General features: G+C 56.6%; 16 protein-coding genes and 4 pseudogenes. 14 read left to right on the top strand and 6 right to left on the bottom strand.

What is annotated here, in order from left to right; translation table 11 throughout:
- Nucleotides 1-99: 99 nt before the first annotated feature.
- A pseudogene (locus AACY31_RS28865) lies at nt 100-258 on the bottom strand (hypothetical protein); the annotation flags it as partial.
- 233 nt (nt 259-491) lie between these two features.
- Here AACY31_RS28865 and AACY31_RS07125 point away from each other — a divergent pair.
- Complete coding sequence (locus tag AACY31_RS07125) at nt 492-917, top strand: MarR family winged helix-turn-helix transcriptional regulator (protein ID WP_339479395.1); 426 nt, start codon at nt 492-494, stop codon at nt 915-917.
- A 156-nt stretch (nt 918-1073) separates the two neighbouring features.
- On the opposite strand, the gene AACY31_RS07120 is transcribed toward AACY31_RS07125, so the two are convergent.
- Nucleotides 1074-2621 carry a TerC family protein gene (locus AACY31_RS07120; protein ID WP_339504227.1) on the bottom strand — a complete coding sequence of 516 codons (1548 nt, stop codon included), beginning with the start codon at nt 2619-2621 and terminating at the stop codon, nt 1074-1076.
- Nucleotides 2622-2928: 307 nt separating this feature from the next.
- On the opposite strand from AACY31_RS07120, the pseudogene AACY31_RS07115 reads away from it, so the two are divergent.
- Nucleotides 2929-3238: pseudogene (locus tag AACY31_RS07115) on the top strand (transposase domain-containing protein); the annotation flags it as partial.
- 101 nt (nt 3239-3339) lie between these two features.
- On the opposite strand, the pseudogene AACY31_RS07110 reads toward AACY31_RS07115, so the two are convergent.
- Nucleotides 3340-3642 (bottom strand): annotated as a pseudogene (locus AACY31_RS07110) (ATP-binding protein); the annotation flags it as partial.
- A gap of 683 nt (nt 3643-4325) precedes the next feature.
- On the opposite strand from AACY31_RS07110, the gene AACY31_RS07105 reads away from it, so the two are divergent.
- Nucleotides 4326-4544, top strand: a complete 219-nt coding sequence (locus tag AACY31_RS07105; RefSeq protein ID WP_339479392.1) for a hypothetical protein — start codon at nt 4326-4328, stop codon at nt 4542-4544.
- 166 nt (nt 4545-4710) lie between these two features.
- Here AACY31_RS07105 and AACY31_RS07100 read toward each other — a convergent pair whose 3' ends face one another.
- A complete protein-coding gene (locus AACY31_RS07100; RefSeq protein WP_339479391.1) occupies nt 4711-5217 on the bottom strand; it encodes an Lrp/AsnC family transcriptional regulator in 507 nt (168 codons plus the stop codon).
- 119 nt (nt 5218-5336) lie between these two features.
- Here AACY31_RS07100 and AACY31_RS07095 point away from each other — a divergent pair, with 119 nt between their 5' ends.
- The 4 genes from AACY31_RS07095 (at nt 5337) to AACY31_RS07080 (ending at nt 9709) form a co-directional block, all read left to right on the top strand.
- A complete protein-coding gene (locus tag AACY31_RS07095; RefSeq protein WP_339504225.1) occupies nt 5337-6371 on the top strand; it encodes a histone deacetylase family protein in 1035 nt (344 codons plus the stop codon).
- A gap of 50 nt (nt 6372-6421) precedes the next feature.
- The gene (locus tag AACY31_RS07090) at nt 6422-7477 is read left to right on the top strand and encodes an ornithine cyclodeaminase (protein WP_339492864.1); all 1056 of its coding nucleotides are present in this window, start codon (nt 6422-6424) and stop codon (nt 7475-7477) included.
- Nucleotides 7478-7652: 175 nt separating this feature from the next.
- Nucleotides 7653-9068, top strand: coding sequence for an amino acid permease (locus tag AACY31_RS07085; RefSeq protein WP_339479386.1), 1416 nt, complete (start codon nt 7653-7655; stop codon nt 9066-9068).
- 95 nt (nt 9069-9163) lie between these two features.
- Nucleotides 9164-9709 (top strand): hypothetical protein, encoded by a 546-nt coding sequence (locus AACY31_RS07080; RefSeq protein WP_339479385.1) that lies wholly within the window; start codon nt 9164-9166, stop codon nt 9707-9709.
- 41 nt (nt 9710-9750) lie between these two features.
- On the opposite strand, the gene AACY31_RS07075 is transcribed toward AACY31_RS07080, so the two are convergent.
- On the bottom strand, nt 9751-10386 hold the full coding sequence (locus AACY31_RS07075) for a hypothetical protein (RefSeq protein WP_092224511.1): 636 nt from the start codon (nt 10384-10386) through the stop codon (nt 9751-9753).
- A 352-nt stretch (nt 10387-10738) separates the two neighbouring features.
- On the opposite strand from AACY31_RS07075, the pseudogene AACY31_RS07070 reads away from it, so the two are divergent.
- Nucleotides 10739-11333, top strand: a pseudogene (locus AACY31_RS07070) (sigma 54-interacting transcriptional regulator); the annotation flags it as partial.
- Between the two features lie 95 nt (nt 11334-11428).
- On the opposite strand, the gene AACY31_RS07065 reads toward AACY31_RS07070, so the two are convergent.
- Nucleotides 11429-12121 (bottom strand): type 1 glutamine amidotransferase domain-containing protein, encoded by a 693-nt coding sequence (locus AACY31_RS07065; protein ID WP_339479381.1) that lies wholly within the window; start codon nt 12119-12121, stop codon nt 11429-11431.
- 530 nt (nt 12122-12651) lie between these two features.
- Between AACY31_RS07065 and AACY31_RS07060 the strand changes: the two genes are divergently transcribed.
- From AACY31_RS07060 to AACY31_RS07035, 6 genes are read left to right on the top strand one after another with little or no spacing between them, the layout of a single operon-like run.
- Entirely contained in the window at nt 12652-14877 is a 2226-nt protein-coding gene (locus AACY31_RS07060) for a type VI secretion system Vgr family protein (protein ID WP_339504222.1), read from the top strand.
- Between the two features lie 16 nt (nt 14878-14893).
- The gene (locus AACY31_RS07055; RefSeq protein WP_339492868.1) at nt 14894-15352 is read left to right on the top strand and encodes a DUF6484 domain-containing protein; all 459 of its coding nucleotides are present in this window, start codon (nt 14894-14896) and stop codon (nt 15350-15352) included.
- An 11-nt stretch (nt 15353-15363) separates the two neighbouring features.
- Nucleotides 15364-16506 carry a DUF2169 family type VI secretion system accessory protein gene (locus AACY31_RS07050; protein WP_339479377.1) on the top strand — a complete coding sequence of 381 codons (1143 nt, stop codon included), beginning with the start codon at nt 15364-15366 and terminating at the stop codon, nt 16504-16506.
- Nucleotides 16503-17567, top strand: coding sequence for a 3-oxoacyl-ACP synthase (locus AACY31_RS07045; RefSeq protein WP_339492870.1), 1065 nt, complete (start codon nt 16503-16505; stop codon nt 17565-17567). Before AACY31_RS07050 ends, AACY31_RS07045 begins: the two co-directional genes overlap by 4 nt.
- Nucleotides 17564-18481 carry a DUF4150 domain-containing protein gene (locus tag AACY31_RS07040; protein WP_339504220.1) on the top strand — a complete coding sequence of 306 codons (918 nt, stop codon included), beginning with the start codon at nt 17564-17566 and terminating at the stop codon, nt 18479-18481. Before AACY31_RS07045 ends, AACY31_RS07040 begins: the two co-directional genes overlap by 4 nt.
- Nucleotides 18481-19350 (top strand): hypothetical protein, encoded by an 870-nt coding sequence (locus tag AACY31_RS07035; protein ID WP_339479374.1) that lies wholly within the window; start codon nt 18481-18483, stop codon nt 19348-19350. The genes AACY31_RS07040 and AACY31_RS07035 overlap by 1 nt, the downstream gene beginning before the upstream one ends.
- Nucleotides 19351-19355 lie beyond the last annotated feature (5 nt).

Here is a 19355-nt window from a genome sequence, read left to right as displayed (position 1 = left end):
TCACTCCGAGGGATGAGCCACGACAGTAAGCGAATGAGGAGGAGGGCGTCAGTTACAGTCCGGGCCAATCTGATAGCAACAGTCGTTTCTCGCGAGCAATCACGATTGTCGCTCCGATGAGGCGTTCGTTCGTCCAGACCTGATCGAGTACCAGCGCCTAATCGAACTATGCACAACCACTAGCGACTCCGCCTGCTCCTCAGGAACCGTGCGCAGATGATGGGATTTCTGCGCATTGAAATGAAGGGCGTCGCCTTTGAAGATGGTTGGGAAAAACGTCACTCGTTAGGTCAAGGGGCAGTTGGCTGCTCCGTTTCATGTGCGGGCGGTTTTGTCCGTTCGTCGCGCAAAGGTTGCGACAGTCTTACTTCTTGATACTGTAGCGGTCAAGTATCAAGACATAATACTGATCAAGGTGACGGGGCCCATGTTTGACTTCATGGAGCCCCGATTTAAACGTCCTTCTCCACAAGAATTGGAGCAATGCTGCAATGTCTGACAACGAATCTACTGCACCTGCCGAGAACGGCTCGATACTCGATCGCTGTGTTCGCTTCTCACGCGCGTACACCGCAGCAGCGCGGCGGGTTGATGCCAAGCTCTCTGCCGTGCACGGCCTGAGCTTCAGTGATTTCATGATCCTGTATCACCTGAAACATGCGCACAATGCTCGGCTGCGGCGAGCTGATCTGGCTGACAGCATGGGGCTGACGGCATCGGCGGTGACCAAATCCTTACTGCCGCTTGAAAAAATAGGGTTGGTGTCTCGACAAAGTGATCCACGGGATGCGCGTGTAGGTTATGCCTGCCTTACGCCAGCAGGCGATCAGGTTTTTGCCGATGCAAAGGTCTCGGCGGAGTTCGCTTGCCAAGAGGTTTACGAGACGATGGTGGGGGAGTGGAGCAAGTCTGGTTAAGCAAGACAAGTCTATTGATAACCGTCGTTCAATCACCTCGCGTACGTGCTTGGCAATGGCAGGGCATGGGGCCGTCACCCACGATGCCCCATGCACCGTTTGCTGATTGATAGCGTCGAGAATAAACAAGGCCGCCGATGCGGCCTAGCCCTACGCCTATTCCTTACGCAACAGCACCCTGGTCACCCGGCGCTCTTCAACCCCCATCACGGTCATGCTCCAGCCTTGGCAACTGAGCGTGTCTCCAATGATTGGCAAGCGATCCAGCAGGCTCATCACCAAACCGGCTAGCGTCTGGTAATCCTCCGTCGCTTTCGCCTGGAAGCCGATGTGTTCGCGAACTTGGCTGAGATTCAGGGCACCACTGACGAGGAATCCCTCTTGCTGGGGAACAATGTTCGGGCCTTCGACTTCACTGGCATCCGGCAGTTCACCTGCAATGGATTCCAGAATGTCAGTCATCGTGAGAAGCCCCACGAAGTCACCGAACTCGTTTACCACGAACGCGATGTGGGTCGACTCCTTACGCATTTGCTCCAGAGCATTGAGGATCGTGAAACTGTCGAGCAGGTTGATGGCTTTGCGCGCCATGACTTCCAGATTCGGCTGATTGCCCGCCAGTATTTCCTTAAGCAGTTCTTTCTTATGGACAAAGCCTAGCGGCTCATCCACCCGTCCTCCCCGAATCAACGGCAAGCGGGAGTAGGAAGAGTGCATCAGCGCCGTACGGATTTCTTGCGCAGCATTTGCCAAGTCGAGGTGGTCGATTTGCGCACGAGGCGTCATCGCACTGCGTATCGGGCGTTCGGCCAATTGCAGCACGCCACTGATCATGACCCGTTCGCGCCGATGAAAAACCTGCTCCGGTTCGTCACCTTCCAGCATGTCGGCGATTTCCTCGCCGACTTCATCGGCATCCAGCTTTTGACCGCCCAGCAGACGCAACACCGCATGGGCGGTACGCTCGCGCATCGGCCGAAGACCTTGCAGGCTTTTCTTGCGTCGCGAGCGCGCCAACTGGTTGAACAATTCAATCAGGATCGAGAAACCGATCGCGGCGTACAAGTAGCCTTTCGGAATGTGGAAGCCCAGGCCTTCAGCAGTGAGGCTGAAGCCGATCATCATCAGGAAGCCCAGGCACAGCATGATGACGGTAGGGTGGCTGTTGACGAATTTTGTCAGCGGCTTGCTCGCGATCATCATCAAGCCGATGGAGAACATCACCGCGATCATCATGACCGACAGATGCTCCACCATACCTACGGCCGTGATCACCGCATCCAGGGAAAAGACCGCGTCCAGTACCACAATCTGCGCAACGATAGGCCAGAACATCGCATAGGCGGCATTGCCGGCACGTTGCGCCACGTGACCCTCGAGTCGCTCATGCAACTCCATGGTTGCCTTGAACAACAGGAACACACCGCCAAACAACATGATCAAGTCCCGGCCCGAGAATGTCTTGCCAAAGACCTCGAACAGCGGGTTGGTCAATGTCACCATCCAGGAGATGCTGGCGAGGAGGCCAAGGCGCATCAGCAACGCCAGGGACAGGCCGATGATACGGGCACGGTCGCGCTGCTCGGGCGGAAGTTTGTCAGCCAGGATGGCGATGAATACGAGGTTATCGATGCCGAGCACCAGCTCCAGCACGATCAAGGTCAGCAGGCCGAGCCATGCCGTGGGGTCAACGATCCATTCCATGGGTTATTCGCTCCCTCGGACGATCAATGCGAGGGAAGGGGGCTGCAACGGGCATATGCAACGCGCAGGAGCGACGGAGGGAAAACGGTTCTTCGAAAGGCGACTGGGAGGTTCCTGGAGGGTGTTCATACAGACCTGGAAATAATTGGGGAAGAAATCCTACAACGGTTTCCAACACTTCATGCGAGGCGATTTATTACAGGATCTGACAAGGCCGCGATCGATGAGAAAGCTGTAACAAGACCTTGGTTCCTTGCTACCGGGTGAACACCATTGCGTTTCAATACTGCGATTCAATGACCCCATCGAACAAGGTTTACGCTATATCCCGTTGTTGTATGAAATCGAAAATGAAGTGCGTGAACTGGAACCGGACTTACGCCGCCGAATACGGCAAGAAAAAGCAGCGCCTGTGATGGATACGCTACACACCTAGATGATCGCCCAGCGCGACCTTGGTGCCCAACAGCTCGGCCATCAGCGGCGATCATGAGTTTGATCCAGTCGGCGCGGCTGAATGGGCATGATGCGCATGCCTACTTGAAGGACGTCCTCACGCGTCTGCCGACGCAGCGGGCGAGTGAGATTGAGGAATGCTGCCGCATAAATGGATACCATCCGACACTCGAAATCATCGAAGGCAATTTGAGAGAACTCGGCTCAGACAAACAGAGCATTCTCAGTGCGCGGGTCTACATAGCCAGAATGGCGGATAAGCCTGTGATGGATGAAGGTTGGTGGTGATGACCAAGCTGGTGTGTTCGTACAGTTTTGAAAGCAGGTGAAATAACAGCGCGCCACCACTCTGACTGAAGGGCAAATACCCAAGCTCATCGAGTATCACCAGGTCTGTCCGAAGCAGTCCCTGGGCGATTCGGCCGGCCTTACCATCGTACTTTTCACGCTCCAGCAGGTTGACGAGATCGACCGTGGAGAAGAACCGTACTCGTTTGTTATGAGTGGTGATTCCGGACACGGCCAAGGCACTGGCCAGGTGTGTTTTTCCGGTTCCAGGCCCACCAGCTGTTCGATCACGGACAATTGGGTTCGTAGTGTGGACGGCGCCAAGCTCGCACCGTCCAGTGCAGACCAGACTGTCGACCAATAGCGCGGTCGTCCACGGTCATCGGTCAACAACCAACCAACGAGTCCGGAGGGCACGGAAATGTCTTTCAAATGAACAACAGGCATAAGCGCAACAGCTGAAGCTGCTCCTTATGGTAGGAAGCGTTGCAGTTGAGCCTAGGTAATTTCCTGTGTAACGCAACACACACGAACATGCTCGTCTTGCGCATAATGTATATTATGTTAAATCAGGTGTTTAGAGTGGCTGCCGGTAGTTGTTTGTCCACTTCCACTAACCCCCCGGTCGGTTTTGCACAAATCTCCGTTCGATGCAAAATCAGTCCGTTGTATCACCATCTTCACATCCTCCCTTAGGTTGCCCTGTCACGAATCTCCGTTTCACGACCTGACGCTCTGAGAACTGGCTAGCACCAGGTACGCCTGCTAAACGTAGATGCACCACTCCATTCCCAATCTTTCCTCCCTACAGTCACTGGCGCCCTAAGTCTGCAACCAGTCCTGATCGCGCCTGTTCAGGAAGCAGCCCCCGTACCGCTTTCCTTGACCAGTGGAGGCAATGTGATAGCATGCGTCCCCCCCGGATTGGGGGCTTTTTACCTCACGCAAGGAATACACCCTGTGAAAGACTTCGTCATCAGCGTCAACAACATCGTCCTCTACGTCTCCTTGGCATTGATTTGGCTGGTCTCTATCGTCTCCCTGTTCACCAGCGGGTTCTTGCCAGCTCTGGGGGTTTTCGTGGCCGGCACCTTGGTTTGGTGCATCGTTTCCGGCTTCTGGTTCGTCCAGTCGGCTACTTACGAAGAGCTGCGCAAACTCAACGCTAATAGAGGCTGAAGCGCCGGTGCGGGGCCAAAAGTGCTCCGCCCTCCTGCCCTGCGCGCTTAGCTCCTTACCAAGCGCGCTTCCCCGCCGTGAATGGCTCGCATAAACCCCGCCTTATCAGAAATCACTGCTGCATTCGCTGCACATATAAACTGCAATCAACCCGATTTCTGTCCAGTTATATCGGCTCCTTGGTCGATTTGGGTATCGCAATACGGCTACTGGTCTTGACCTCGCGCAACGCCAGACTCGACTGAATGGATGCAATGCCCACCTGGCGCCTGAGCACCTGCTCGATAAAGTCACTGTAGCTATCAAGATCCTCTGCCAACACTTGCAGCACGTAATCGGCATCCCCGGTGATCTTGTGACAAGACAACACTTCAGGCAATTGCGCAATCACCGCCTCGAAGGCGTCGGGAGCGTGATCGGCGTGGGTGGAAAAACGGATGTGCACGAACGCCATGATATCCAGCCCCAGCATGCGTCGATCAAGGTTGGCCTGATAGCCCTTGATCACGCCCGCTTCCTCCATTCTCTTACGTCGGCGCCAGCAAGGTGTGAGGCTTAACGACAGGCGTTCACTGAGCTCGGCGTTGGAAATGCTCGCATCCTCTTGCAGCAATGTGAGTATCGCCAAGTCCGTCTCGTCGAGGCTGATGCGTTTGGATGATTTTTTCTGCATTCCGCCATTCCTGAGTAAAAACGCCCGAAAAATCTAGCAAACCACGAATATAAAGCAAAGAAAGCGCATCCAGTCCAGAACAGAATATTTGCACTGGCTCACATTAACGGATGCGCAGAATGTTTACAGTTTTCAGTGATTCCCACCGTTTGCACCACGGCACCGAATTGAAGGACGGCGTGCTCAAGCCGTCGTTCGAACAGCCCAGCCGGGCCGATACCGTCCATGATCGAGTCAAGCAGGTAGGCCTTGGCCAGATCGTCGAACCACGGGCATTTGACCGGTCGTGTTACGTCAATGCGCACAGCGAGCGCTACGTCAGCTTTCTTGAAAGCGCATGGTCAGAATGGTGTGCGACCGGGCGTACCCATGATGCATTGCCGCTGGTATGGCCTGTGCGTGACTTGTCCAACGATCAAGTCCCGACTTTCATCGACGGAAAGCTCGGCTTCTTCGCCATGGATGCCGGTTCTCCGATGACCGCAACCACATGGCAAGCTGTAAAGACCAGCGCAGACATCGCCCTCACTGGCCTGGCGCTGATCGATGAAGGCCACGACAGCGCCTTCGCCCTGTGCCGTCCGCCCGGCCATCACGCAGCGCGTGAATACATGGGGGGTTATTGCTATCTCAACAACGCCGCCATTGCCGCACAACAGGCCATCACTCAAGGCGCGAAACGCATCGCGGTACTGGACGTTGACTTCCATCATGGCAACGGCACCCAGAACATCTTCTACGAACGCAGTGACGTCATGTTCGTGTCTCTGCACGGCGAACCTGCGGTGTCTTATCCGTACTACTCAGGCTTCAGTCACGAAGTCGGCGCCGGCCATGGCGAAGGTTACAACCTCAACTACCCGTTGCCGAAAAACACCACCTGGGAAAGCTATCGCAATGCCCTGCTCCACGCCTGCAGGAAACTCCAGCAATTCGCCCCTGAAGTACTGGTTATTTCGCTCGGCGTCGACACGTTCAAGGACGACCCTATCAGCCACTTCCTGCTGGAAAGCGAAGATTTCATCGGCATCGGCGAGCTGATAGCGGGTGTGGGCTGCCCCACTCTGTTCGTGATGGAAGGCGGCTACATGGTCGATGAAATCGGAATCAATGCGGTCAATGTGCTGCATGGTTTCGAGAGCAAACGCAGCTGAGCCGTCCCCTGCCCCGCAACGTTGTTACTACAGAACCGGAGAATAAAAACATGACTCTTTTCATAGACGTCGATCATGCCGCACGCCTGTTCGCCACGGTGGGCGTCCGTCGCGCAATCCGCGAAATGGCGGATTACATCGAAGCTGATTATTCACGTTGGGCGCAGTTTGATAAGTCGCCTCGCACCGCCAATCATTCGGCCAAGGGTGTGATCGAGTTGATGCCGACCGACGATGGCCAGCAGTACTCGTTCAAATACGTCAATGGTCATCCGGACAACGGTCAAAGCAACTTGCTGACAGTCATGGCCTTCGGTGTCCTGGCCGATGTCCACAGCGGCTATCCAACCCTGCTCAGTGAACTGACGCTGACCACCGCCGTGCGCACTGCAGCGACCTCTGCCTTGGTCGCGAAGTCCCTGGCGCGCCCGGATGCACGCATCATGGCCATCATCGGCAATGGCGCCCAGAGCGAATTTCAGGCCCTCGCCTTCCATGAAATGCTATCGATCAAGGAACTGCGCATATTCGATATCGATCGTGACGCCTCGCTTAAGTTGAAGCGCAACCTGGCCGCGTTCCCGGATCTTGAGGTGATCCTGGCCGGCTCTGTGCAAGACGCGGTCAAGGGCGCAGACATCGTCACCACGGTCACCGCAGATAAAGCCTATGCGACGATTCTGACGCCCGAGATGATCGAGCCCGGCATGCATATCAATGCCGTAGGGGGTGACTGTCCGGGGAAAACCGAACTGCACGCCGAGATCCTGCGCAATGCTCGGGTCATCGTTGAATTTGAACCTCAGACTCGGATTGAAGGTGACATCCAGCAATTGGAAGCCGACTTTCCCGTCGTCGAGTTTTTCCGGATTGTTCGCGGCGAAATCAAGGGCCGCGAGAACGACGCGCAAGTCACCGTGTTCGATTCGGTGGGTTTTGCCCTCGAAGACTTTTCGTCACTGCGCTACGTGCTAGACCTGGCCCAGGAGCATGCAATCGGTGAGCACATTCACTTGGTGCCGACGCCTGCCAACATAAAAGACCTCTACCAAATCCTGGATCAGCATCCCGCAATCGTCCCCTCACGCCTGCGTACAGTGAGCTGAGAACCCTAGGTGATGCCCCTGCGCAAAGTGCCAAGGGGCTACGCACCACTGTGGGTACGCGGCAAATCTCGCTCTCTAAAAACAACCACCGTCAGTAGCCGTTGCATCTCTAACAAATACGCGAGACACCACTTTTCTGCCAAAACTCAAAAACATAAAATCAAGAGGTTTTGTAATGAAATCGACTCCATCAGGGCTGATTGAACAGCCCGCGCTGCAGCGCACCCTCAGCAATCGTCATATTCAGTTAATGGCCATGGGGGGCGCCATCGGTACAGGCCTGTTCATGGGTTCCGGGAAGATCATCGCCCTCTCGGGCACGTCGATCATCCTCATCTACATGATCATTGGTCTGTTCGTTTATTTCGTCATGCGTGCCATGGGCGAAATGCTGCTCTCGAACTTGAACTTCAAAACCTTCGCGGATTTTGCCGGCGCCTACCTCGGCCCGCGCGCGGCATTCTTCCTTGGCTGGTCGTATTGGCTGAGCTGGAGCGTCGCGGTGATAGGCGATGCCGTCGTGGTCGGCGGTTTTTTTCAGTATTGGTTCCCCGATGTACCCGCCTGGATACCGGCCATCGGTATGCTGATGACGCTGTTCGCCTTGAATGTGCTGACGGTCAGGCTTTTTGGCGAAGTGGAGTTCTGGTTCGCGATCATCAAGATCATTGCCGTCATCACCCTGATAGGCGTCAGCATGGTGCTGATTGCCAGCTCCTTTGTCTCACCCAGCGGTGTGACTGCTTCGATGAACCACCTGCTGGATAAACAAGCGGCCTTCCCCAACGGCCTGTTCGGTTTCTTTGCCGGTTTCCAGATGGCAATCTTCTCATTCGCCGGCACCGAACTGATTGGCACCGCCGCCGCCGAAACCCGCAACCCCGAGAAGACCCTACCGAAAGCCATCAACTCGATTCCGCTGAGAATCATCCTGTTCTATGTGCTGGCACTGGCCTGCATTATTGCAGTGACTTCGTGGCAACAGGTTTCGCCCAACAAGAGCCCTTTCGTCGAGCTGTTCCTGGTTGCAGGTTTTCCCGCGGCAGCCGGTATCGTCAACTTTGTGGTGCTGACGTCTGCAGCTTCCTCGGCCAACAGTGGTGTGTTTTCGTCTAGCCGCATGCTGTTCGGACTGGCCAACCAGGACAACGCCCCGGGGATCTTCCGACGTCTGTCGAGCAATAGCGTGCCTCTGCTGAGTCTGGCCTTCACCACACTGTTAATGCTCGTGGGGGTGCTGCTGCTTTTCATCGTTCCTGAAGTGATGACGGCATTCACCATTGTTTCCACTGTATCGGCAATCCTGGTGATTTTTACTTGGTCGACCATCCTTGCATCGTATATTGCCTATCGCAAAAAGCGGCCTGAGCTGCATGCGAAATCGGCCTACAAAATGCCTGGCGGCGTGCCAATGGCCTGGTTTTCCCTGGCGTTTCTGAGCTTTGTTCTTTGTCTGCTGGCATTGAGACCTGACACCCGTATTGCGTTGATGGTCATGCCAGGGTGGTTCATCTGGTTGGCAATTGCTTACCAGTTGACCTGTTCCAGAAAGCCTAGAACCGCTGCCGGGTCTGCCAGCCAATACGGCTGAAAGGCTTGGGTGCAACGGGACCTCAACTCTTCCTTGATAGCCCAAGGCCACTAACCGATAATCACGCCTTCTAAAAAAGCACATAAGGATTTGCTGTGAAGAAGCTCTACTTGGCTCTACCGTTCTGCGCGCTGCTGCTACAAGGTTGTGGCGTGACCATGACCCGCTATGAAGCCAATTTTCAGAACGTTCAACAGCTCAAGCAAAATGCACCCATGCAGCCCTTGCGCGAGACGCAGGTGAATGCGGATTCAGGTCAAGGGTCGCTGATGGTGCGCCTGAACCCGATTTCCTCACCCGCGGGCAGCGTTCCACTGCACATCCAGGCCGCGATCAACGACGAGCTCCGCCAGGCGGGTCTGTTGGACCCTCGTGCTGACCGGCAGTTGCAGGTTCAATTGGTCAAGAGCCAGCTCACCGCAGGTATGAGCAGCGGCCATGGCGAAGTGGCTGCGCGCTTTACGCTGCGTAAAGGTGATCAGGTTTTATACGAAACCACCAAGGATGTGCAGCGTGATTGGGACAGCAGTTTCTTCGGCCCGATCGCCATTCCGGCGGCCGCGAACAACTACAACCCTATGCTGCAAAACTTGCTCAAGAGCTTGTACAACGACCCGCAGTTCACTCAAGCGTTGAAGTGATCAAAAAAAAGAGCCGCGATTGCGGCTCTTTTTTATCGGCTTCAGCCCCGTGGAATGCGGGTATCGACAGCGGAGTATTTTATGCGGTTGTTGTCGACCCAGTTCTTCAACAGCGCATTGACCTGGCGGTTGAAGGTGTCGGTGATGGCCGCCTTGGGCGTATTACCTGCCAGAGGCAGGAACCAGATGCCCATCCAGGTGTTGATCGCATCATGATTGCTGGCCTTGCCCAACGGCTGGCCCTGCTCGTCCAGGGTTTCCAGGCTCATGGTGTACTGGTCGGTTGCCAGCGCAGGAATGATCGTGAACGTGAAACCACTGAGGAACGCCAGGACCATTTGCCCACCGCCCGGCGCATGGTTATAGACCTTCAATCGAAGACTGTAATCACCTGGTTGCTTCTGGAATTCGTCAAAGACCACGCGCCCAAAAAGCCCTGATTCATCGAAGGTTCGCTTCAGGTCGGGCTTGAGCATGTCGCGAGCCTGCGGCACCTCGGTGGCCTTGGCATTGTCGGGATCGCCCTGATAGAAATCGAAATCGACATAGACGTTCGGCTTGTTCGAGTAGCTGGCCATCGAAGGCAGGTTCACGGGGGCTACTTCATCTTTGGTGAAACTGGCGCATCCACTCAGGCTCAAGGCCAAGGCGAGGCCAATGGCTTTTGCAAATTGCATATCGACTTCCTTGCGTAATTTGGCTAATGCCGCTAACAGAGAGGGGGACGAATTCTAGCGGGATCCGCGTAAAAGCAAAAGGCCATCACGCCGTACTTCCGTCCATCCGCTTTCTCCAATGCGTGAAATTACTGTGGAAGCCGCTTACGGCCGAGTCTCGCTCACCGGCGCGTGATCAATCCAACCTAACGAGCACGAAGCTCAACAACAACACCCCCGTCATCACAAGATTGCGTGAGGCGTACGCCAACATCGAGGAACTGCTGGATAACAACAGCGTTCGTTCGGATGTGATTGCTCAGGCGCACCGTTGTCAGCTTGCCAGCGCCGGTAATTGCCATCGGCAACACCGCTCGACGAGCAAGCAATGCTTCTGAAAGCAATTGAGGAGAAGAGGTTCTTGCCGATGGGCTCTGATAAAGAGGTCGAGTCTGACTTCACTCTGATCGCTGGCACTAATCGTGATCTGCAAGCGCGTGTTATCGAAGGCCTGTTTCGCGAGGACTTATTAGCCAGAATCAACATTTGGACCTTTGTCCTGCCCGGACTGGCCAATCGCAGGGAGGACATCGAGCCAAACATCGATTTTGAACTACTGATGCCAATTGGCCAGGAAACTTCCGACAACTCTCTGCGTCGATCACCCGGATGGCCACATTGGCTGACAGCGGCTGGAACGACTGCGTCTGGACTGGCGGATACCGACCGCCTCCGACCCGCTGTCGGAACACTTGGCTAATGCTGGTCTTGAGATTGACCTGTTTGATCGCCTGCAACTGGAGTCGGTTCTGAAGGTATGCAGCACCGCGGCAAGCCAGGCGGATGCGGGGCGCAAGCTCTTTTCGCATACCCGATCAGTCAAGGTGTCACCTAACGACTCCGATCGAATCCGAAAATTTCTGGCTCGATTCAACATCACATGGAGCCAGGTCAGTGACCTTATATAAGCAGGAATCGACTATGGGTCTTAATCACCCGCGCCGGAACCTGCTCTCCCAGCCCCGTTATCAGGCGGCCGAGTTGACCGCCCTGCAACGTTGACTCAGCCCGCCTGTTCCTGCTTCAGTCGCTTGAGCAGGGCTGTGGCCGCAGCTTCGGATGAAGCCGGATTCTGACCCGTGATCAGGTGCCCATCCTCGACCACATAGCTTCCCCAATCAGCACCTTTGGAATATTCGCCGCCCTTGGCCTTGAGCATGTCCTCCACCAGAAACGGAACCACTTGGGTCAGCCCCACCGCCTCCTCCTCGGAATTGGTGAATCCGGTCACTTTTTTACCCTTGACCACGGGCTCACCGTCCGGCGCGTTGACGTTCTTGAACACGCCGGGCGCGTGGCAGACGGCCGCGATGGGTTTATTCGCGGCATAAAACGCTTCGATGAGGGTCTTGGAGTCGGTGTTCTCGGCAAGATCCCACAGGGGCCCATGGCCTCCGGGATAAAACACGGCATCGAAGGCATAGGGATCGACCTCACCCAGCGGCACGGTGTTGGCCAACGCCGCTTGGGCCTTGGTATCGGACGCGAAGCGACGTGTTGCTTCGGTCTGGGCCTGCTCTTCGTCACTCTTGGGGTCCAGTGGCGGTTGCCCACCCTTTGGAGACGCAAGCGTAACCGTCGCGTTGACGTCGACGAACACGTAATAGGGAGCGGCGAATTCTTCCAGCCAGAATCCAGTCTTCTTGCCGGTGTCGCCCAACTGATCGTGAGATGTAAGGACCATTAGAATCTTCATGTAAACCTATCCTCCGCGCGTGAATGAGCGAAATGCACTCGCCCTGCATGAGTGTCAGAGGCTGCGTGGGGGGAGACGTTCAAAGTGTTGTTCGGTCCAGCAGTGCCGTCAGCAGCAACGGCGCCGGATGGGCAGCCTTTGGCCGGGAGTTTTGACGTCAGCACGCCCTTTCCAGATTATTCGATTTAATAATCGTTTATATAGCCAACGAAACTAAGCAAACGACCTTTCAGTCACCTATCTTGACCTCAGCGTCTGCCAGTTTGAGCTGGATGCCGGAACGTACCCGACGGGTCAGAAACGCCATCAAATGGCTTCGGACACACCCTAATCCGCAGGATACGGATTTGCTCATACCTTCAGTTGATTGAATACCGCAAGACCGATAAGGAGATCACCCCTGTGGCGGATGTGCAGCAATTGTTGGACTCAACGCCCCCTGGCATCCCCTATGGCGACGCCCCTGCGTGCGACGCCACCTTACTGATGACGGCCAACTGACGCCCGGGCCCGAGCCAAGGAAGCCGCTCATGGCAATCACGCAAAACAACCGTTTGGTACAGGTCGACAGTCCTCTCGGCGACGATGTCCTGTTGTTGCAAAGCATGGACGGCAGCGAAGAGTTGGGGCGGTTGTTCCATTACGAATTGGACCTGACCTCCGAAGACCGGGCGATCACGTTCGACCAGTTGCTGGGCAAGCCGATGGGCCTGACCCTGGAGCTGTACGACGGTGGCAAACGCTACTTCCACGGCATTGTCTGCAGCTGCCGGCAACTGACCGGGCATGGCCAGTTCGCCGGTTATCGCGTCAGTCTACGGCCCTGGTTCTGGCTGCTCACGCGCACCTCCGATTGCCGGATTTTCCAGAACAAGACCGTGCCGGACATCATCAAGCAGGTGTTCCGCGACCTCGGCTTCTCTGATTTCGAGGACAGCCTGAGCGGCAGCTATCGCGAGTGGGAATACTGTGTGCAATACCGCGAAACCAGCTTCGATTTCGTTAGCCGGTTGATGGAGCAGGAAGGCATCTATTATTACTTTCGCCATGAAGAAGCGCGTCATGTGTTGGTGTTGGCCGACGCCTATGGCGCCCACACCACGGCACCAGACTATGCCTCGGTGCCCTTCTATCCGCCTGACCGGCAAATGCGCGAGCGCGATCATTTCTACGACTGGCAACTGGCGCGGGAAGTACAACCCGGTTCGCTGGCCCTGAACGACTATGACTTCCTGCGCCCGCGCGCCAGCCTTGAGGTGCGCTCCAGTGTGCCGCGCGACCACACCAACGCCGACTACCCGCTCTACGACTACCCAGGTGAATACGTCCAGAGCAACGATGGCGATCACTACGCCCGTACCCGCATCGAAGCCATTCACAGTCAGTTCGAGCGTGTGCAATTACGCGGCCGCGCCCGCGGCATCGGCTGCGGCCATGTGTTCACGCTGACGGGGTACGACCGTGCGGACCAGAACCGCGAGTATCTCGTGGTGGTCGCCCGTTATCAGATTCGTCAGGATGCCTATGAAAGCGGGCAGTCTGACGTCGACGAACAGTTCGTCAGCGAGCTGGACTGCATGGATGCCAACCAGGCCTTCCGCCCTCTGCCCCTCACGCCCATGCCCATCGTCCGTGGACCGCAGACTGCCGTGGTGGTAGGTCCCAGTGGCGAGGAGATCTGGACCGACCAGTATGGCCGGGTCAAAGTGCATTTCCACTGGGATCGCCATGACCAGTCCAACGAAAACAGCTCCTGCTGGATTCGTGTGTCCCAGGCCTGGGCCGGCAAGAACTGGGGCTCCGTGCAGCTCCCGCGGATCGGCCAGGAAGTGATCGTCAGTTTCCTCGAGGGTGATCCGGATCGGCCAATCATCACTGGCCGCGTCTACAACGCCGAACAGACTGTGCCCTACGCGCTGCCCGCCAATGCCACCCAGAGCGGGACGAAAAGCCGTTCAAGCAAGGGCGGCTCACCGGCCAACTTCAATGAAATCCGCATGGAGGACAACAAAGGCGCCGAGCAGCTGTTTATCCACGCCGAAAAAAACCAGGACATCGAGGTCGAGAACGACGAGACCCACTGGGTCGGCCACGACCGCAGCAAGACCATCGACAACGACGAGACCGTGCACGTCAAACACGACCGCACCGAAACGGTCGACAACAACGAAACCATCACCATCGGTGTGGATCGCAAGGAAAAGGTCGGCAATAACGAAACCATCTCCATCGGTGTGAACCGTACCGAGGATGTCGGCAGCAACGAGAAAATCACCATCGGCGCCGATCGCACCGAGAACGTGGGCAGTAACGAGACCATCACCATCGGTGCCGACCGCACGGAAAAAGTCGGTGCGAACGAGAAAATCAGCATCGCCAGCAACCGCACCGAAGACGTGGGCGGCAACGAAACGATCGGCATCACCGGCAACCGTAACGAAACGGTCCAGGGCAACGAAGGCATCGAGATCAGCGGCAACCAGAGCACCCAGATCGGCCAGAACGAATCCCGCGACGTGGCCCAGAACCGCACCACCAACATCAAGCAGAACGACAGCCTGGACGTGGGCAAGCACTTCTCTCTCAACGCCGGCGACTCCATCAGCCTGACCACGGGCGCGGCGAGCATCACCATGAAGAAGGACGGCACCATCGTGATCAGCGGCAAGAACATCACCATCGACGGCTCCGGCGCCATCAACATCAAGGCGAACAAGAACGTGGTCGTCAAAGGCCAGAAAATTCTGCAGAACTAGCCACGGAGTCGGCGCCATGACCGTTGAATATCATTTACCCGTTTCCGCCACCGCCACGCCCACCCGCGTGGATGGCGTCGTGATTGGGGTGCTGCTGGATGTGCCCAGGGCAGATGCCCCGATGGTGGCCTTCCCTGGCTGCCCCGGCGAAACCGGCCTCGCCGCACGCACCACCACCCCGCTCTCTCGTGAAGACATTGGCGCCCAGGTCGCGCTGATGTTCGAGGCCGGCGACCTGAGCCGACCGCTGGTGATCGGTCGCATCCAGCGCCTGCCGCAAACCACCACGCCCGCCGTCGCCGACCTGGACGGCGAGCGCTTGGAATTCACCGCAGAACGGGAAATCGTCCTGCGCTGCGGCAAGGCGAGCATTACCCTCACGCGCGAAGGCAAGGTGTTGATCCGAGGGGCCTATCTATCGAGCCGATCATCCGGTGTGAACCGCATCAAGGGCGGCTCGGTGCAGATCAACTGAGGCATGACGCCATGGAATTGGTAAACAAGACTCGCCTCGTCGGCGGTTATACGACCTCAACCGATAAAACGGGCCGTGAATGGCTGGTCGTGGTGGCGAAAGGAACCTACGGCATTCCAGATCACCCTGGACATGCGCCTCGCCTGCTCGAACAACAGGCTCCGTTGATCTTGGCCGACGTATTCCCTGGTGAACCGAGTGACTCATCTGCGTTATACGAAAACGATTTTGCGCTGCACAAGCCCCGCTGCGATGTCCTGCTCAATGGTCACTGCCACGCCCCCAATGGAGAGCCGGCGACGGAGGTGAACGTAGCGCTGAAAGTGGGGACTCTCGTCAAAGCATTCAAAGTGATTGGGGCACGAATCTATGAGGACAGCGCCCTCTCACACTCGATAAGCAAACCTGTTCCATTCACCACAATGCCGATTACCTACGCGCAGGCTTTTGGCGGCGTGGATCGCACGCATGCAGACCCGGCCAAACACAAATGGTACCCATGGAACCCGGTTGGAGCCGGATTTTACCCCGCAGCAAACAGTGCCCAGACCAATGGCTTGCCGCTCCCAAATACCGAAGAACTGGACAGGCCGGTCACCGCCCCCCACGAACATTACAAGCCAATGGCATTTGGCCCGATTGGTCGAGCATGGCGGCAGCGTATCCAATGGGCCGGCACCTATGATCAGGCGTGGCTTGATCATCAATTTCCATTCCTTCCCGAAGATTTTGACTTGCGCTATTTCCAATGTGCACCCGAGGACCAGCAAATCGATTATCCCCGGGGGGGCGAAGAAGTCGCGCTGCTTAATCTGAGCGATAAAGGCCGCTCGGCATTCAGGCTTCCGGCAAACCTGAAACTAGCGGTGCTTGTCGTTTTTCACGACGACAGCACACGGGAAGCAGCCGCCGTGGTCGACACCGTCATTCTTGAACCTGACGCGAATCGCCTGACGCTGACATGGCGAGCCTCTTCGCCCCTCGGGCGCAACATCAAGGAGGTGGCCAAGGTCATCGTCGGGCAAACCGCCGATCAGTTCGAACAGGCCAAGGCCAACGAAGAACGCATGCGAGGAAAACAACACTTCAAGTCATTGGCTCAACTCATCGCGTGGACTAAGGAAGCCTATCCTCCCGCGGAAGAGGAGATATGACCTCCATGCAGGGACACGCCCTCTTCATCACCAGCATGGGCATGGCGTGTCCCGTGGGCTTATGCGTCGCCAGCGCCTGTGCTGCCAAGCGCGCCGGGCTGTCAGCACTCCAGGAGCTGCCGTTTTTTGACAACGCGTGCGAACCCATCATCGGCGCGGCTGTGCCCAGCCTTGACCTGGCTCTGCCGGCAGCAGCGCGCATGTCCGGGCTCATGATGCATGCACTGGTCGAGTTGATACAGGGTGCGCCGAAGCTGGATTGGACAGAAGTGCCATTTCTCCTGTGCCTGGCTGAACCGGAGCGCCCCGGAATCAATATCAGGGAAATAGCCCAGGCCGTCATACAGGACGTATCTTCCAAGTTGGGCATACAGTTCCATCCAACGCATTCCAGGGTCATCCCCTCTGGCCATGTTGCCGGCATGCATGCCCTTCATGAAGCCAGTCGTTTAATGCAGGAAACACGGGTTCCCGCCTGTGTGGTGGCGGGTGTTGACTCGCTGCTCAGCGCCTTGACGCTGCAGTGGCTGGACGAACATCGCCGGCTGAAAACGGCGACTCACAATGACGGCTTGTTTCCTGGCGAAGGGGCCGCGGCCATCCTGATTCAGGCCTATCGGCAACCTGGTACCTGCCTGCAAATCTCAGGCCTGGGCTTTGGACAAGAAGAGGCGCCTCTTTTGTCGAGCAAACCCCTGCGGGCAGGCGGGCTGACCGACGCCGCTCGTACGGCGCTCGCGCAGGCCAAACTGGGTCTGCATGAAATTGACCTGCGCCTGTCCGATGTCACGGGAGAGCAATACGGGTTCAAGGAACTTCCGTTGATGGAGGCCCGGCTTTTTCGGACAGTCCGAAAAGAGGATCAGCCATTGTGGCATTGGGCAGAGGCCATGGGTGACACCGGGGCCATTGCTGGAATCGTCCAATTGATACTCGCCGACCAGGCGTTTCGCAAAGGCTATGCACCGGGAACCACCGCGATCTGTCTGAGCAGTGCCCTGGCCGGCGCACGCGCCGCCGCCGTCGTGCTCGACCTTAGCCAACCAGAGGGGGACCTATGAGCTGCGACGTTTACGCAAACGGCGATGAGATTGCCTGCAAAGCGGGTGGCGGCAAGGTCATCGCGGCGTTCCCGGATGTCTGCCTGACGCCACCACCGCCTCCGGGGGGGGCAATCCCGGTGCCCTATCCAGACACCTCGTTTTCCAAGGACATGAAGAAAGGCAGCAAGACCGTCAAGATCGAAAACAAGGAGATCATGTTAAAAAATCGCTCCTTCTATAAAACTTCACCGCTGGGCGATGAAGCCGCCACAAGAAGCCAGGGTGCCGGTGTCATCACTCACGTCATCACCGGCAAGACCTATTTTGTCTCATGGTCAATGGATGTTCTTTTCGAAGGCCAGAACGTAGACAGACATACCGATCTCACCACATCGAATCATGCCAGCCCCGCAGCGAATGCGGCTGTGCCCATGGTCAACACCGCCAAATACAGTCCGGTGCAACAAGACGCCAAGGTGCCGGGCAAACACAAATGTGAATGTTGCGGCGGCGCGGCGCACTCCAAGGCTCAAGCGAACGGGGAGTACATGACGGAGGAGCAATTCTACGGCACCGCACAAAATCCCAAGAATGCAGCCGTGCTCGCCAAAGTCCGGGCCAACCCCAAGTGCAGGCACCTGTTGCCACCCGCCGGAAAGCAACCGAGCGGCTGCAATAAGTACTACGTAACGAGCAAACGAGAGAAAGCCAACATTGAAAATGATTGGGCGATTAACAGACCAGGCTATATGCGTTGGAAAACAGAAGTGGGCCAGGGAGAGCCGGTGGCGCATAGAGTCCCCAAGGCGGCCGGAGGTTGTCCGGCCGGGCAAGGGAATCTCGCCCCTACTGGCAAGAAGTGTGAGAAGCTCGAAGGAGAGCTGAGTGCACTTCAAGAGACACGCATCAATAGTTTTCCAAGGCCCGAATGATGAAAGCCTCTATTTACAAGCACACCCAAAGACCTGGTTTCCTTCAAGACAGCTTCTATTGGAAGGGACGTGGATATCACTACAGTGGCCCCGCTCCGGCAGAAGTATTGTCACCTGACGGATGGATGAATGATGATCCGTGGATTGCACTTGCTGCGATTCTGGAACAGGCCAAGCATGGCGATTACAGCCACGTATCCCAACTGCGCAAATGGATAGTGGACCCCAGTTGCGATCCAACGCTGGTATCGGCCTGCCTCGGCTTAACCGCTGATGCAGGGCTCGACACTGACCTGGATTTCCTTGCGGAGCTCATACTCGAAGGCCCCACTTACCTTCGCATCGAGGCGTGCCTGGCAGCCCAGTGGTCTGGTGTGCTGTGGCTGATACCTTTCATGGTTGAGGCATGGCGTACGTTTGCACGTCGGGCCGACCGAGCCGCCGTGGAAGCCAATTTAACCAATCTGCTTGACCCCATCGAAAATGAGGAGCCCGAGTTCTTTGACAGTGGCCTGAACGAAGTCGATTACAAAGCGGCTGTCGATTCACTACTTAGCGAACTGCAGAACGCTTATGGCAGCGATCGCTGCTCAATTTCCGGGGGGATGCCCGTCGACATGAACAAACAAGTCTGGGTCATGAGAAAGTCCCTGGTTCCTTCAGGCACTGACGAATGGATCGATTGGAGCAACTTTCTTATCTGGAGGCGTAAATTCGAGGTGTATTCCGGCGTCGACTGTTCCAGCTTCTACGGAAAAAACGGCGAGTTCCAACCGCTGAATGCGGCCGCTGTCCTGGACCGGTACATGGCCTCTCCCCTGCACTTCGAAGTCGGTAAACGTTACTTCTTTGCAAACCTGGTGCCGTAACAAGA

This window comes from Pseudomonas sp. RL_105y_Pfl2_101 (genome assembly GCF_963970585.1).
Classification (GTDB): domain Bacteria; phylum Pseudomonadota; class Gammaproteobacteria; order Pseudomonadales; family Pseudomonadaceae; genus Aquipseudomonas.
The sequence above is the reverse complement of the archived record's forward strand: the minus strand, read 5'-3'. Positions and strand labels throughout refer to the sequence as shown.